We start from the raw sequence: 13,196 nt of genomic DNA on the forward strand, positions 1-13,196 counted from the left end.
GGCCGGAGCCCCCGGAGGGGGCGGGTGGGTGGGAGGTGGCCGGGGACCGGGCCAAGCCGCGGGCGCCCGGTCACACCCCGACACCGGTCACACCCCGACACCGGACCCCGGTCACCCTCCGACCCACGACCCGGAGCCCGGCCCCCGGCCACACCCCGCGTCACGCCACGTGTTCGTCCGCCACCGCCAGCGCAGCGTCCAGCGCGGAGAGGCCCTCCTTGGCCTCGGACTCCGTGATGTTGAGGGCCGGGACCACGTGGGTGCGGTTCATGTTGATGAAGGGCCACAGGCCGTTCGCCTTGGCGGCGGCGCCGAACGCGGCCATCGGGGCGTTCGCCTCACCAGCCGCGTTGTACGGGACGAGCGGCTCGCGCGTGGCCCGGTCACGGACCAGTTCGAGCGCCCAGAACATGCCGACGCCGCGCACCTCGCCCACCGACGGGTGCCGCTCGGCCAGATCCCGCAGGGCCGGCTCGATGACCTCGGAGCCCAGCTTCGCCGCGTGCTCGACGATGCCCTCCTCCTCCATCACGTTGATGGTGGCGACCGCGGCCGCGCAGGCCAGCGGGTGACCCGAGTAGGTCAGGCCACCCGGGTAGGGACGCTTCGCGAACGTCTCGGCGATCGCGCCCGAGATCGCGACGCCGCCCAGCGGGACGTAGCCCGAGTTCACGCCCTTCGCGAAGGTCAGGAGGTCCGGCGTCACGTCGTAGAGGTCGGCGGCGAACCACTTGCCCGTACGCCCGAAGCCCGCCATGACCTCGTCCAGGATGAAGACGATGCCGTAGCGGTCGCAGAGTTCGCGGACGCCCGCCAGGTAGCCCTTCGGCGGGAGCATGATGCCCGCCGTACCCGGCACCGTCTCCAGGATGATCGCCGCAATCGTCTGCGGGCCCTCGAACTGGATCGTGGATTCCAGGTGCTCCAGCGCGCGGGCGCACTCCTGCTCCTCCGTCTCCGCGTAGAAGCGGGAGCGGTACAGGAACGGGGCCCAGAAGCGGACCACACCGGCGGTGCCGGTGTCACTGGCCCAGCGCCGCGGGTCACCCGTCGCGTTGATGGCCTGCTGGGTTCCGCCGTGGTACGAGCGGTACGCGGAGAGCACCTTCGGGCGGCCCGTGTGCAGGCGGGCCATCCGCAGGGCGTGCTCGACGGCGTCGGCGCCCGCGTTGGTGAAGAAGATCTTGTCGAGGTCGCCGGGAGTGCGCTCGGCGATGAGGCGTGCGGCCTCGGAGCGCGACTCGATGGCGAAGGCCGGGGCGAAGGTCGTCATCTTCCCCGCCTGCTCCTGGATCGCCGCGACGACCTTCGGGTGCTGGTACCCGATGTTCGTGTAGACGAGGCCCGAGGTGAAGTCGAGGTAGCGGTTTCCTTCGTAGTCCCAGAAGTAGGAGCCTTCGGCGCCGGCGACGGCCAGCGGGTCGATCAGCTCCTGTGCCGACCAGGAGTGGAAGACGTGCTTGCGGTCCGCGGCCTTCACGGCGGCGCCGACCTGGGGATTCGGCTGAGGGGTCATGGGGCCGAGGGTAAATGGGCGATGCACCGGCACACCATCGGCGTCCTGTCCGTGGGACGCCGCCGAACCCGACAACCTGTCGCCCCGCCCCCTCGCGCGAGCTCCTGAGCTGCTTTTAGCGTGGCGTTAGGAAACCGTCGGGCAGGCTGGTCGGCATGAGACAGCCGAGCACGCACCGCTGGCGCAACGTTGCCGTGACCGCGGCCTGGGTCGCGGTGGGAACGGCCGCGGGCGCCCTCGGCGCCTGGCAGTTGGCGGGCACCGACGCGAACGCCGGGACCGGCACGCACGGCCACCCGCTCGACGACGCGGCGGTGCACCGCGCCCTGGCGTCGGCGCAGGCGTCGACGCCCCGCGCCGACACCTCGTCCGCCGCCCCGGCCCCCGCCGACCAGCGCCGCACACTCCGCTTCACGGGCGGCTCGGCGACCGTCGAGTGCGGGGCGGACGGCAGTGTCTACCTGGTGTCGTGGAGCCCGTCCGACGGCTACGAGATCGATGACGACGTCGTACGCGGGCCAGGGCGCGTGGCCCGGCTCGAGGCGGAGCCCAACGACGACGATGACGGCCCCGACCGGCACTACGAGATCCGGTGCGCGGCGGGCTCGGGCACGCCCCGGGCCCTGCTGGTCCCCGACGAAGACGACGACTGACAGTTGCAGCGCCCCGGCGTTGCGCTCCCGGGGCGCTGCCCCGGACCCCGCTGGCTCTGGTCCAACAGCAGGCTTGATTAAGTGACCAAATGCCACATCTCCTCGTCGTCGAAGATGATCCCGCCCTGCGGAACGCCTTGGTCCGCGCCCTGCGCGACCGGGGTCACGCCGTCGCCACCGCGGCCACCGGCATGGCCGGCCTCGACGCCGCCGTCACCGACCGGCCCGATCTGGTCGTGCTCGACCTGGGCCTGCCCGATGTCGACGGCGCCCGAATACTGCGGATGCTGCGCGCGGTGAGCGACGTACCGGTGATCGTGGCGACGGCCCGCGACGAGGAGGGCGAGATGGTCGCGGTGCTCGGGGACGGGGCCGACGACTACATCGTGAAACCGTTCGGCGCGGCCCAGCTGGACGCCCGGATCAAGGCGGTGCTGCGCCGCCTCGGGCTGCCCGGCGACGCCGACGAGCCGCTCACGGTCGGCGGGCTCGTGATCACACCCGCGTCCCGCGAGGTCACGCTCGACGGGCGGCCGCTCGACCTGACGCCCCGCGAGTTCGACCTGCTCGCCCATCTCGCCCAGCGCCCCGGCCAGGTCGTCTCGCGCCGCGAGCTGCTCGCCGAGGTGTGGCAGCAGCCGCTGGGCGGCGCCGACAAGACGGTGGACGTCCATCTGTCGTGGCTGAGACGGAAGTTGGGCGAGTCCGCGCAGGCGCCGCGCTATCTGTACACCGTACGTACCGTGGGTGTGAAGCTGATGGCCCCCGACGACCAGGCGGCGTCGTAGTGCGCCGTACGCTGCTGCTGCTCACCGCCGCCACCACCGCCCTCGTCCTGACGGCGCTGCTCGTCCCGCTGACCCTGCTCACCCGCAGCCACGCCGCGGACCGGACGACCGCGGAGGCGACGGCCCGCGCCCAGTGGGTGGCCGCCGCGATGGGCCCCTCGCTGCACAGCCCGGACGAGCGGGCGGGCGCGGAGCAGGCGGTGGAGAGCGTCAACTCGCCCTCCCAGCCGGACACTTCCCTCATCTTCGCCGACGGCAGGGTCATCGGCGCCCCGACCGCCGTCACCGACGCCGTACGCCTCGCGCGGGCGGGGCGCGCGTTCACGTACGAGCCGCCGAGCGGGGGGCGCCAGGTTCTGGTGCCGGTGCAGGGCGCGGAAGGCGGCACGGCCGTCGTCCAGGTGAGCCTGACCAGCCGACAGCTGTACGACGGGGTGCTCTCGTCGTGGCTGACGCTGGCCGGGATCGGGCTCGGCCTCGTGCTCATCGGGCTGCTGCTCGCGGACCGGCTCGGGGCGCGGCTCGTCGGGGCGACGCGAGCCCTTGCCGGGACGGCGGACCGGCTCGCGGGCGGCGACCTGACCGCACGCGCCGAGCCCCAGGGGCCGCCCGAACTGCGCTCCGTGGCCGGCGAGCTGAACCACCTCGCCGCCCGCATCGACGAGCTGCTCACCGCCGAGCGGGAGAACGCGGCCGACCTCGCGCACCGGCTGCGCACCCCCGTCGCGGCGCTCCGCCTGGACGCGGAGGGGCTGCGGGACGCGGAGGAGGCCGAGCGGATCGCGGCGGGGGTCGCGGCGCTCGAACTGGGCGTGGACGACGTGATCCGCAAGGCCCGCAAGCCGCTCCGCGGGGTGGCCGGGGCGGACCTTGCGGCGGTCGCCCGTGACCGGGCCGCGTTCTGGGAGCCGCTCGCCACGGACCAGGGGCGGGACCTGGGCGTCTCCGTGCCGGACACGCCGGTTCCGGCTCCCGTGCCGGAGGACGAGCTCGTCGCGGCGCTCGACGCGTTGATCGGGAACGTGCTGGACCACACGCCGCAGGGTGTCTCCTTCCGGATCTCCGTCCGGGCGGACGGCTCCGCCGCGGAGCTGGTGGTCGCGGACGAGGGCCCCGGGTTGCCGGCGGAGGCGGAGACCCGCGGTTCCAGCGGCGGCGGCTCCACGGGGCTCGGCCTCTCGATCGTGCGGCGCACGGCCGAGGAGACCGGGGGTGACGTTTCCTTCGGCAACGGGGGCCCGGGCGGCGTGGTCACCCTCCGGTGGGGCAGTTCAAGCCCCGCCGTGGATTGACCTTTCAAGCCCCGCACTTGTGACGAGAGCCCGCGGGGTCCGGGGCAGAGCCCCGAGGCCGCAACCACCGGCACCGGCTCCCGCCCTGGGACTCCGCCCCAGACCCCGCTGCTCAATCGCCGCAGGGGCTTGATTTGCCCTCGCCTCAATCGCCAGCGGGGCTTGAAAGGCCTGCTCAAACGCCGCAGGGGCTTGAAATAGGGCTGGATGTGGGGAACGCCTCGCGGACCGACCGCGACCACCGGTTGACGCCCAGCTCCGGCCGCAGCGCCGCGAACCCTCCGCAGTACTTCGTGAACTCGGCCGCCCGCACCCCGAACCGGTGCAGCATCCGATCCGCCTCGGTCAGCGACCCGCGTGTCTTCGTCTCCACGAGGACAAGCCCACCGTCCGCCCGGACCGTGCGGCCGTCGGAGAGATCCCGGACCACGAGCCCCGCGTCACACGTGATCCGCTGCCCGTCGGCGACGAACGTGGCGCGCTGGTAGTCCGTGACCAGCGAGGGGGCCAGGCCCTCCGGCGCCTCGATCCCATACGCCCCGCCGAGCACACCCGCGAGAAAGCCCTGCTGCGCGGCGTCGAGCGGACGCTCCTCGCCCTCCAGCCGGCGACGGTGCTTGACGGTCTCGCCGCGCCCGTTCTTGAGCTTGACCTCGAACTGCCGCTCCCCCGTGTCCTGGTAGAGCCGCTCCCGGATCTTGTAGCGGAGCCGGCGGCCCTGCCGGTGGTCGTGGTACGTACGCAGGTCGTTGGTGTCGTAATAGGTCGATCTGTACGAGAACCAGCGCCGGCCGTTCACCGAGAGCGAGCGGAAGGGGCCCTCCGGACGCCGCGGGTCGGTCAGCAGTGCCGCGAAGTCCTCGAAGACCTCCACCGGCACCAGATAGCTGTTGTCGTAGCGGGCCAACAGCTCTGCCCTGTTGTTCAGTTCATCGAGCGACAACGGCTTGGCGGCAAGTGCGGCGCGCCCGATGGCGCGTACGGCGGGGATCACACGGTCTCCTGGTGATAGGCGGCTGCGGTCTTCGTCGTACTACGAGGCCCATGAGGCGCATGACGGTCATGAACGCCACTGTGGGTACGAGAGGTACGTATGGGCTCCTCCGATCGTTCCCTTGCCTCCGGCTGCCGGAATCGAACTTCCACCACCATCAGGTCGCGTACGTAGTCGATCTCCTGCACGGTCCAACCATGAGGCAGCCCCACGCGCCTCGCCAGTTCGGCCCGCAGCGCGTCCTCGTCGACGTGCACGGCGTCGAGGGTGACGACGGCCCGGCGGTCACGGGCGTACAGGCGCGGATGGTCGGCCACGTAGACGACCACGAGCAGCAGCGCGGCGAGCGCGGCGGTCACTCCGAGGCCGAGGGCGCGCAGCCCGCACAGCAGCCCGAGGACCAGCGTCACGAAGTAGTACGCCACTTCCTGGTGCCGCAGCGCGTCCGAGCGCAGCCGCACGATCGACAGGACTCCGAACAGACCGAACCCCAGGGCGAGCCCACCGCCCTTGCCGACCTCGCCGAGCGCGGCGACGACCGCGAACAGGGCGACGTTCAGCGCGAGATACGCGGGCACGAGCTCGCGCCTGCGATGCCGCGGATAGAAGATGCCGAAGGTCAGCAGGGTCACGGCGAGCAGATCGAGGCCGAGATGGGCGCCGAGCTCCGCCACCGGTGGGAGGTTGTCCATGGCCCCGACGCTACGAACAGCCGGGTTAACGCCGCGCTTGGCGACGGTTAACGATCCGCGTCAACGTGGCCGCGTCAACGTACGTCGACGAACGGAACCGTTGGGCCCGCGCGGCCCCTCTCTGTCGTATGTCCGCACTATTCTCAGTTCGTTGCACACATACCGGGGGAGGGTGGCGCGACATGGAGGGTATGCACGGCAAGGGGATGCAGAGCATCGGCCCGTACCGACTGCTCGGCCGGCTCGGCGCGGGCGGCATGGGCGAGGTGTATCTGGCGCGCTCGGAGCGGGGGCGCACGGTGGCCGTGAAGGTCGTGCGCGAAGAGCTCGCCGAGCAGGAGGAGTTCAGGAACCGGTTCCGGCAGGAAGTGGCGGCCGCGCGGCGGGTGGGCGGCGCGTGGACGGCTCCGGTGCTCGACGCGGACACGGACGCGGACGTTCCCTGGGTGGCGACCGGGTACGTGGCGGGCCCCAGCCTCCAGCAGGTCGTCTCGCACGACTACGGCGCGCTGCCCGAGCGCTCGGTGCGCATCCTCGCCGGCGGCCTCGCGCACGCGCTCAAGGACATCCACGCGGCGGGCATCGTCCACCGCGACCTGAAGCCCTCGAACGTGCTGATCACCATCGACGGCCCGCGCGTCATCGACTTCGGCATAGCGCGCGCCCTGGAGACGGTGGCCGACGGCGGGCTCACCCGCACCGGGGCCCTTGTCGGCTCGCCCGGTTTCATGGCGCCGGAGCAGGTGCGCGGCGACCGGATCACCCCGGCGTGCGACGTGTTCTGCCTGGGCTCGGTGCTCGCGTACGCGGCGTCGGGGCGGCTGCCGTTCCGTACGTCCGACAGCGGGGCGCACGCCGTGATGTACCGGATCGCGGAGGAGCCGCCCGAGCTGACGGAGCTGCCCGAGGGCCTCCAGGACCTCGTCCGCGACTGTCTGCACAAGCGGCCCGGCGACCGTCCCACGCTCGACGAGATCCTGGAACTCACCGGCGCCGACGACACACTGGGGGACGGCGGCCGCACCCGCGACCCGTGGCTGCCGGGCGCCCTCGTCGCCCAGCTCGGGCGGCACGCCGTGAAGTTGCTCGACACGGAGAACCCGGAGCACACGGCCCGCACCCCGGCGCCGCCACCGCCCGGCACGCCCGACGCGGCCGCACTGAACCACCTGCCGACCGTGGTCTCGCACGAAGCACCGGCGCCCCCGCCGCCCGCACCCGCACCCGCACCCGCACCGCAGTACGGCCATTCGCCCGTCTCTCAGCCTCAACCGCTGCCCCAGCCGCCCGCCTACGGTCAGCCGCCCGGCGGTTGGGGCCGGACACCGCCCTACGGCCCGCCGCCTCCCGCTCCTCCGCGCCGCGACCGCTCCACCCCGGTCCTCGTCGTGGTCGCGCTGATCGTGGCGCTCGGGGCGGGCGGTTCGGTGTACGCCCTGATGAACGGCAAGGACAAGCCGTCCGACCGGGCGGACGACAAGGTCGCCTCCTCGTCGGCGAGCTCCGCCCCGGTCTCCCCCGCCGCGTCCGCCCCGAACGCTCCGAACTCCCCGAGCCAGAAGGCGTCCTCGCCGCAGGAGGAGTCCCCCGAGGAGTCCCCGCGGTCCGCCGCGGGTGACATACCGACCACGTTCCTCGGCACGTGGGAGGGCGCGATCGACAACGCCAACGGCCACCACCCGCGCAGCATCACGCTCCAGCAGGGCGCGTCCGGCGACACGGTCTTCTCCCTGACGGCGGACGGCTACCAGAAGGACGGCTCCCCCTACCACTGCGTGTTCCAGGGCCAGTTGGAGTCCGCGACGTCCACCACGCTCCGGATCGGCCCCACCGACCCGACCACCGCCCAGCCCAGCGCCGCCTGCACACCGGGCAAACCGAGCACCATCACCCTCACCCCGGCCGGCGAGCTGAAGCGCGCCATGTCGGGCGGCGAGGCGCCGGTCACGTACGACAGGACGGGCTGAGCGCGAGCTCGCTGATGCACGGGGGCGGCACGGTCGCCCTGCGCACCCGTGTCACCGGCAGCCCTGGGAGTGAAGGGCGGCGCAGAGCAGCAGGGCGTGCACAAAGCGGTCGCCTCGGCCGGTCGGCTCATGCCGCCAACTCAGCGGCCACGTCGCCCCTTTGGTCGCCGGAATCGGCACGTACGCGATGCGGCCCGGCCCTGCCGCGAGCGTCGTGACACCCGCGGGCCATGACTTGTACGCCGTGCTGCCTACCGGCACCAGGAAGTACACAGGGCGAGCCCCGTTCGCCTGCTCGACGACCGGCCCGGGGTCGCCCCCGGTCATCCCGGCGAGCCGGTCGGCGACGCGCCGCCCTCGCTCACCGTCTACGCGTACGGCGTCGAATTGGACGCCGGCCATCCGGAGTTGAAATCCGGTATGTGGGATCCACACATGTGGTGCGGCCCCACAATTCTGCTCACTTTGCGTGTTCACGGTTTGAGTAAATGCGCTGGTGGCTACCGTCCACCATGACTCTGCGTCGACTGTTGGGAATGGTCGCGCAGGGACACCGGCCGGTTGGGTCCGGTTGAGTTCGGTTGAGTTCGTATCTGCTCCGGGGGTGACCGCAATGGCGCGGGCCGAGAACAAGGACGAGGCAGGGGGCGTGGCGCATCTCGTCGCCTCGCTGACGAAGGCATTGCGTAAGCAACAGGGGCTGACTCAGGCACAGTTGGCTGATGCCATCGGCTTCACAGCGTCGGCCATCAGCGGAGTCGAGACCTGTGCGCAGCCCGCGAGTGACGCGATGCTCGTGGCACTGGAGCCTGTGATCGGGGCGGGGCTCGGGATTTTCGAGGATGCGCGCAAGTACGTGTTGATGGAGAAGTACCCGCGCCGATTCAAGAAGTTCTCGCTGATGGAGGCGGGGGCCGTGACCCTCTCCTCGTACCAGTCGGTTGTGGTCGACGGGCTGTTCCAGACCAAGGAGTACGCGGAGGCGCTGATCGGTGGTGGCTTTCCGGCACCGACCGAGGAGAAGCAGCGGGAGCTCGTGGAGGCGCGGCTCGCCCGTCGCCAGCTGTTCGACCGTGATCCCGTCGCGATGATCGAGCTGATTCTCGAAGAGTCCGTGCTGCGAAGGCCGTTCGGAAGCCGGGAAGTACTTCGGGGGCAATTGCTCTCCCTCGCCGAGGACGCGCGGAGGGAGAATGTGACCGTGCAGGTGCTGCCCATGGAGCGCGGGCTGCGCGGCTCGTACGCAGGCGACCGCGGCCCGATGCAGCTCGTCGAGACCAAGGAGCACCAGCACGTCGTCTACCTGGAGATCGAGGACCAGTCCCTCCTGATCAGCGATCCGGCAGACGTGGCTCAACTCGCGCACCGCTATGCGAAGATCCGCTCGCAGGCCCTGAGCCCCGACGAATCACTGGGCCTCATCGAGCGGCTGGCAGGAGATGACCGATGACGCACACCGACACCACGGCTCTGCGGTGGTTCAAATCCAGCTACAGCGACAGCGGCGGCGGCCAATGCGTCGAGGTCGCCGTGTGCCCGTGCTCGGGGGAACGCAGCGTCCACCTCCGGGATTCCAAGGACACGGGCCTCGCGGGGTTCGCCGTGGCCGGGTGGGTCTGGGAGGGGTTCGTGCGGGGGACGGTGGCGGGCCAGGCCTGAGTCCTCCCGCCACGCGCGAAGACCCTCCCCCTCAAGAAAGCGTGACACTTTCCGGGAATCTGTCACACATTTCCCATACACACATGTCCCGGCGGCGCCATGCTGGCCGGCATGAACGGCCCTTTCACCGCGTCGCCGGGGACCTCCGCCGTGTACCGCGCGACGCTACAAGCGCTGGCGGAGAACGGCCCACGACGCACCGGCATCACTCAGATCGCCCGTGCCGCCGACACCAACCGCCCGTACCTCTACCGCAATTGGCGCGACGCCCAGTCCCTGGTACGCCAGGCCACGCTCCACGAACTGAAGCGCGTGCTGACCGTGGCCTGCGACGTTCGGGATCCCGCCCCGTCACCGCACTGCCTCACGGTCCAGTCCGTGGTGCGGGCCGCACGGCTGGCCAGAGAGCACCCCGTCGTCAGGACGATGGCCCGGACAGAGCCGGCGCTCGTCCATTCCGCGGTGCTGCGGCCCACCACGTCCTGGCACAGCATGGTCTGGCACTGGCTGACCGAACACGTCACGTACCATCTGCCGCGCGGTGACGCACAAGACGCGGCCACTCTCCTTGTCCTCACGGTGGCGCTGCCCTACGCGCTCACCCCGCCGACCGAAGGAACCGACGAGGCGGCCGAACGTACCGCGACGAACGTCAGATTGGCCTCGGCACTCCACGCCGTACTCGGCCTGCCGACCCCCTGCCCGGACTGCACCCCACCCCCAGCCGGGCACCCGCACAGGCCGACCGCCGTCACCGCACATCCGCAGGACACGGATTCTTTCCGGGGCTCCACGCCGTCACCGTCTTCTCGTTGATGCCGAACGCGCCACAGAACAGCACCAGACGCGGCGCGCCCTCCGTGGCACGTTCGATCACGATCGCCTTGTCACGAGGCGGCCGCGAACCGGGGTTGCTCTGCGGGTAGCGGATGGCGCCGCTCGCCCCTTCGAGTTCAATCGGGGCATCCAGTTTGGACTTGACGGCGGACGGGGTGACGTCCTCGCGGTTGCTGCCGTTGGCGTCGTCGGCCGCGAGGCTCAGCACGCGGAAGGCGTCGAAGGCCATCGGGCCGTGTCCGTCATCGCGCCACTTGTCCTTCGCGCCGGCGTAGTAGGCGTAGTTGGCCGCGTACCGACGCGCCTCACTGCTGGCCAGCCGGTATCCGACGGGCAGTACATGCGCGGTGTGGTACAGACGCAGCCACGGCACGTTGTACTTGAAGTCGCCGTTGAGCTCGGCGTTGGTGACGTCGTTGCCCGCGATGACGGTCAGAGTACGGCCCGCGCACTTGGTGTTCGCGTAACTGTCCAGGAAGCTGCGGAAGCTGTTGACGCGTGAGGACCAGTAGACGACAGTGCGGCGGTTCTCCTCGCGGTACGCGCAGATCTGCCGGCCGATCTCCAACAGCTCGCCCGAAGCGCCGGAGTAGTGGAGGCGCCTGGCACCTCCGGGCTCCTCCTTGTTGAACTTGGTGGCGAACTCGCCGCCGATCTCGTTGCTGTAGAGGTCGCCCGGGGTGCTCACCACAACGGCCTGTGTCGCGCTGTCGCAGTAACCGGTGGCGGCCTGTTCGGTGTCGCCCTCCGCGATCACCGCTCCCTCGTGGGCGAGTTGGACGGCGAGGGCACTCTCCCGGTTGTCACTGGGGGCCATGGGGCGGTAGTAGGAGCCCGCACTCTGCATGGCATCGGCCGATGCCGTCGTGCTGATCGTCGGTATCTGGTGGTCACTGAGGATCCGAGCCGCCGCCTTCGTCTCCTTGCGGCTCTCCGCGAACCCGACGACACCCACGACCGTACGGTGGTCCTGGTCCGATCGCGCCTTCTCCGCCTGCTTCACCACGTCGCGCGCGATGCCCTCGGCCCGGTCGAAGTGTTTGCCCGCGTCCCGGATGTCGACGATCAGCTCGACGCGACTGCGGCTGTCGTCACGGTGCGCCTCGGAGTTGAGCCGGGCCTGCGCCAGCCAGATCCCGCGCAGTTCCGCCAGCGCCTTGTACGCGCCTTCGGCGGGGGAGGGGGCGATGTAGACGACCTTGCGGACCACGTAGCGGTCCTCGGGCCGCGAGGCACTCCGGGTGTCCTTCTCGTCCTTCGTCGCCAGCCGGTTGTTCTCCTGGACCTGCGCGATGACCTTGCGGTACGCGGTGTCCGGGTCGCCGTCGTACAGTACGTCGCGGGCGGCGGGCGCCCCGCTGATCGGCTGGGCGGAATCCGCCGCGTGGGAGACCTTGGCGCCGTCGAGGCAGTGGGCGTCCGCGGTGGTGTGCGGTGTGTCCGTCTCCCACGGAGAAGTGAGCCCGATCCCCATGACCGCGGCCACGACGACCCCGATGGCCGTGGCCTCGGTCCGCGGCCCGATGCGGTGCGTGGGTGCCCGCAACCGGGACACTGGCAGGCCCTCGCCGACGAAGGCGGCGTCCTCGAAGCCCCGGTCGACAACCCAGGGCGTCGCCTCCACATTGGCGTGCTCCGCCGGCGGATCGTTCAGGTGCTGGGCGACGACGGCCAGGCTGTCGGCGTGCTCCCAGCGCCAGCCCTGCCCGGCCACCTCCGGGTAGTCCTGCGGGGCGCCCACCCCGACCACGAACAGCGAGGCGGAGCCCCGCGCCCGATAGGCCTCCCGGTACGCCTGCAGGAACCGCGTGGCGTCCTGCCCCTCCGGTGTGTCATGCGGCGGCAGTTCGAGCAGGACCACCCGCCGGGTACGGCGGCGGCGTTTCCAGGGCCCGAAAGAACGTGCGGGGTGCGCGCGGTTCAGGTCCGACATGAGCGCGCGGACGAGCAGCTTCTCCAGTTCGAGCAGCGCGTTCTGCCGCTCGTGCTCGGGACCGCGCAACGCCAGGCTCTGCGCGACGATCATGTCCGACACCTGGTCGAAGACCGAGCGCGCCGGGTGGGCAAGCCGCATCCAGGCGCGGTACCAGCCATAGCGGCGTGAACGGAGCAGACGGCGCCCCCAGTGCCGGTCCCACAGCTTGCGGGGCAGGCTGTAGAAGAGCGGGTGGGACAGCAGCCGGGACAGATAGGCGAGCAGTACGTTGCCGCCATCCGGCGCGGGGACCAGCTTCGCCAGCTGGTGCGGCAGCCCGGCCGGCTCGGTGACGCGCTGCTCGTACAGTTCGTCGCGCAGCTCCCTGGCCTGCAGCTTGTCGCCCAGGGCGGCCGCGCTGAGACTTCCATCGCGGGCGAGTCGGAGTGCGTGCTTCACCATCCGTGCGACGAATTCAAAGTCACGCAGGCGCAGTTCGCCGGTGTGCGGCAGGGGCTGGGTGCGCAGTTCCCGCCCCACCCGGAGCGAGAGCAGCTCCTCGCCGGGGTGGTCGGCGGGCGCACGCTGCGGACGCGCGTAACCAACGAGCCGCCTGTCATCGGAGCGCAACGCCCGCTCCAGGGCGTCGAGGACCTGCTGCCTGCGGTCCTCACCCCGCTGACCGTCCCCGCCGGTGCGCAGCACCACGGGTGGCAGCGGCGGAGCGGTCGGCCTCATCGCCTGCCACCGTTGGGGATATACGGAGGCCCGGAATGCCCGCAGGAACTCCGTCGCGCCCTCGTCGTTGGGGAACCCCATCGTCGTCGCCCTTTGCACCGTCAGTTGATTGGGGCGCCAAGTATGGGGCGGACAGGGCGAGTTG

The 13,196-nt window shown here is 71.2% G+C and carries 12 protein-coding genes; 7 read left to right on the top strand and 5 right to left on the bottom strand.

The window, feature by feature from the left end; all coding sequences use genetic code 11:
* Nucleotides 1-160: 160 nt before the first annotated feature.
* Nucleotides 161-1,516: an aspartate aminotransferase family protein gene (locus ACIRHA_RS18745; protein ID WP_403846753.1), complete on the bottom strand. Its 1,356-nt coding sequence runs from the start codon at nucleotides 1,514-1,516 to the stop codon at nucleotides 161-163.
* A 155-nt stretch (nucleotides 1,517-1,671) separates the two neighbouring features.
* Between ACIRHA_RS18745 and ACIRHA_RS18750 the strand changes: the two genes are divergently transcribed.
* From ACIRHA_RS18750 to ACIRHA_RS18760, 3 genes are all read left to right on the top strand, one after another.
* Nucleotides 1,672-2,169, top strand: a complete 498-nt coding sequence (locus ACIRHA_RS18750) for a hypothetical protein (RefSeq protein WP_403846755.1) — start codon at nucleotides 1,672-1,674, stop codon at nucleotides 2,167-2,169.
* A gap of 89 nt (nucleotides 2,170-2,258) precedes the next feature.
* Nucleotides 2,259-2,957: a response regulator transcription factor gene (locus ACIRHA_RS18755; RefSeq protein WP_403846758.1), complete on the top strand. Its 699-nt coding sequence runs from the start codon at nucleotides 2,259-2,261 to the stop codon at nucleotides 2,955-2,957.
* Nucleotides 2,957-4,249 (top strand): sensor histidine kinase, encoded by a 1,293-nt coding sequence (locus tag ACIRHA_RS18760; RefSeq protein WP_403846761.1) that lies wholly within the window; start codon nucleotides 2,957-2,959, stop codon nucleotides 4,247-4,249. Before ACIRHA_RS18755 ends, ACIRHA_RS18760 begins: the two co-directional genes overlap by 1 nt.
* A 175-nt stretch (nucleotides 4,250-4,424) precedes the next feature.
* On the opposite strand, the gene ACIRHA_RS18765 is transcribed toward ACIRHA_RS18760, so the two are convergent.
* Both ACIRHA_RS18765 and ACIRHA_RS18770 read right to left on the bottom strand, forming a co-directional pair.
* Nucleotides 4,425-5,243: a polyphosphate polymerase domain-containing protein gene (locus ACIRHA_RS18765; RefSeq protein ID WP_403846764.1), complete on the bottom strand. Its 819-nt coding sequence runs from the start codon at nucleotides 5,241-5,243 to the stop codon at nucleotides 4,425-4,427.
* Nucleotides 5,240-5,935: a DUF4956 domain-containing protein gene (locus tag ACIRHA_RS18770; RefSeq protein ID WP_403846767.1), complete on the bottom strand. Its 696-nt coding sequence runs from the start codon at nucleotides 5,933-5,935 to the stop codon at nucleotides 5,240-5,242. Before ACIRHA_RS18770 ends, ACIRHA_RS18765 begins: the two co-directional genes overlap by 4 nt.
* Before the next feature lie 182 nt (nucleotides 5,936-6,117).
* Here ACIRHA_RS18770 and ACIRHA_RS18775 point away from each other — a divergent pair, with 182 nt between their 5' ends.
* Complete coding sequence (locus ACIRHA_RS18775; protein WP_403846770.1) at nucleotides 6,118-7,902, top strand: serine/threonine-protein kinase; 1,785 nt, start codon at nucleotides 6,118-6,120, stop codon at nucleotides 7,900-7,902.
* A 51-nt stretch (nucleotides 7,903-7,953) separates the two neighbouring features.
* Here the strand turns inward: ACIRHA_RS18775 and ACIRHA_RS18780 are convergent, their stop codons facing one another.
* A complete protein-coding gene (locus ACIRHA_RS18780) occupies nucleotides 7,954-8,304 on the bottom strand; it encodes a hypothetical protein (RefSeq protein ID WP_403846773.1) in 351 nt (116 codons plus the stop codon).
* A 211-nt stretch (nucleotides 8,305-8,515) separates the two neighbouring features.
* On the opposite strand from ACIRHA_RS18780, the gene ACIRHA_RS18785 reads away from it, so the two are divergent.
* The 3 genes from ACIRHA_RS18785 (at nucleotide 8,516) to ACIRHA_RS18795 (ending at nucleotide 10,377) form a co-directional block, all read left to right on the top strand.
* Nucleotides 8,516-9,352 (top strand): helix-turn-helix domain-containing protein, encoded by an 837-nt coding sequence (locus ACIRHA_RS18785; RefSeq protein WP_403846775.1) that lies wholly within the window; start codon nucleotides 8,516-8,518, stop codon nucleotides 9,350-9,352.
* Nucleotides 9,349-9,561 carry a DUF397 domain-containing protein gene (locus ACIRHA_RS18790; RefSeq protein ID WP_403846777.1) on the top strand — a complete coding sequence of 71 codons (213 nt, stop codon included), beginning with the start codon at nucleotides 9,349-9,351 and terminating at the stop codon, nucleotides 9,559-9,561. The genes ACIRHA_RS18785 and ACIRHA_RS18790 overlap by 4 nt, the downstream gene beginning before the upstream one ends.
* Before the next feature lie 111 nt (nucleotides 9,562-9,672).
* The gene (locus ACIRHA_RS18795) at nucleotides 9,673-10,377 is read left to right on the top strand and encodes a TetR/AcrR family transcriptional regulator (protein ID WP_403846779.1); all 705 of its coding nucleotides are present in this window, start codon (nucleotides 9,673-9,675) and stop codon (nucleotides 10,375-10,377) included.
* Here ACIRHA_RS18795 and ACIRHA_RS18800 read toward each other — a convergent pair.
* Entirely contained in the window at nucleotides 10,313-13,132 is a 2,820-nt protein-coding gene (locus ACIRHA_RS18800) for a hypothetical protein (protein WP_403846781.1), read from the bottom strand. The two genes, ACIRHA_RS18795 and ACIRHA_RS18800, sit on opposite strands and share 65 nt — an antisense overlap.
* Nucleotides 13,133-13,196: the final 64 nt, after the last annotated feature.

Source organism: Streptomyces sp. NPDC102360 (genome assembly GCF_044766085.1).
In the GTDB taxonomy this organism is placed as follows: Bacteria; Actinomycetota; Actinomycetes; order Streptomycetales; family Streptomycetaceae; genus Streptomyces.

What these genes read in the sequence shown, in the direction of transcription:
- ACIRHA_RS18775 (WP_403846770.1), top strand. Translation starts at nt 6,118, where the DNA reads ATGGAGGGTATGCACGGCAAGGGGATGCAGAGCATCGGCCCGTACCGA.
- ACIRHA_RS18785 (WP_403846775.1), top strand. Translation starts at nt 8,516, where the DNA reads ATGGCGCGGGCCGAGAACAAGGACGAGGCAGGGGGCGTGGCGCATCTC.
- ACIRHA_RS18800 (WP_403846781.1), bottom strand. Translation starts at nt 13,132, where the DNA reads ATGGGGTTCCCCAACGACGAGGGCGCGACGGAGTTCCTGCGGGCATTC.
- ACIRHA_RS18750 (WP_403846755.1), top strand. Translation starts at nt 1,672, where the DNA reads ATGAGACAGCCGAGCACGCACCGCTGGCGCAACGTTGCCGTGACCGCG.
- ACIRHA_RS18770 (WP_403846767.1), bottom strand. Translation starts at nt 5,935, where the DNA reads ATGGACAACCTCCCACCGGTGGCGGAGCTCGGCGCCCATCTCGGCCTC.
- ACIRHA_RS18780 (WP_403846773.1), bottom strand. Translation starts at nt 8,304, where the DNA reads ATGGCCGGCGTCCAATTCGACGCCGTACGCGTAGACGGTGAGCGAGGG.
- ACIRHA_RS18795 (WP_403846779.1), top strand. Translation starts at nt 9,673, where the DNA reads ATGAACGGCCCTTTCACCGCGTCGCCGGGGACCTCCGCCGTGTACCGC.
- ACIRHA_RS18790 (WP_403846777.1), top strand. Translation starts at nt 9,349, where the DNA reads ATGACGCACACCGACACCACGGCTCTGCGGTGGTTCAAATCCAGCTAC.
- ACIRHA_RS18745 (WP_403846753.1), bottom strand. Translation starts at nt 1,516, where the DNA reads ATGACCCCTCAGCCGAATCCCCAGGTCGGCGCCGCCGTGAAGGCCGCG.
- ACIRHA_RS18755 (WP_403846758.1), top strand. Translation starts at nt 2,259, where the DNA reads ATGCCACATCTCCTCGTCGTCGAAGATGATCCCGCCCTGCGGAACGCC.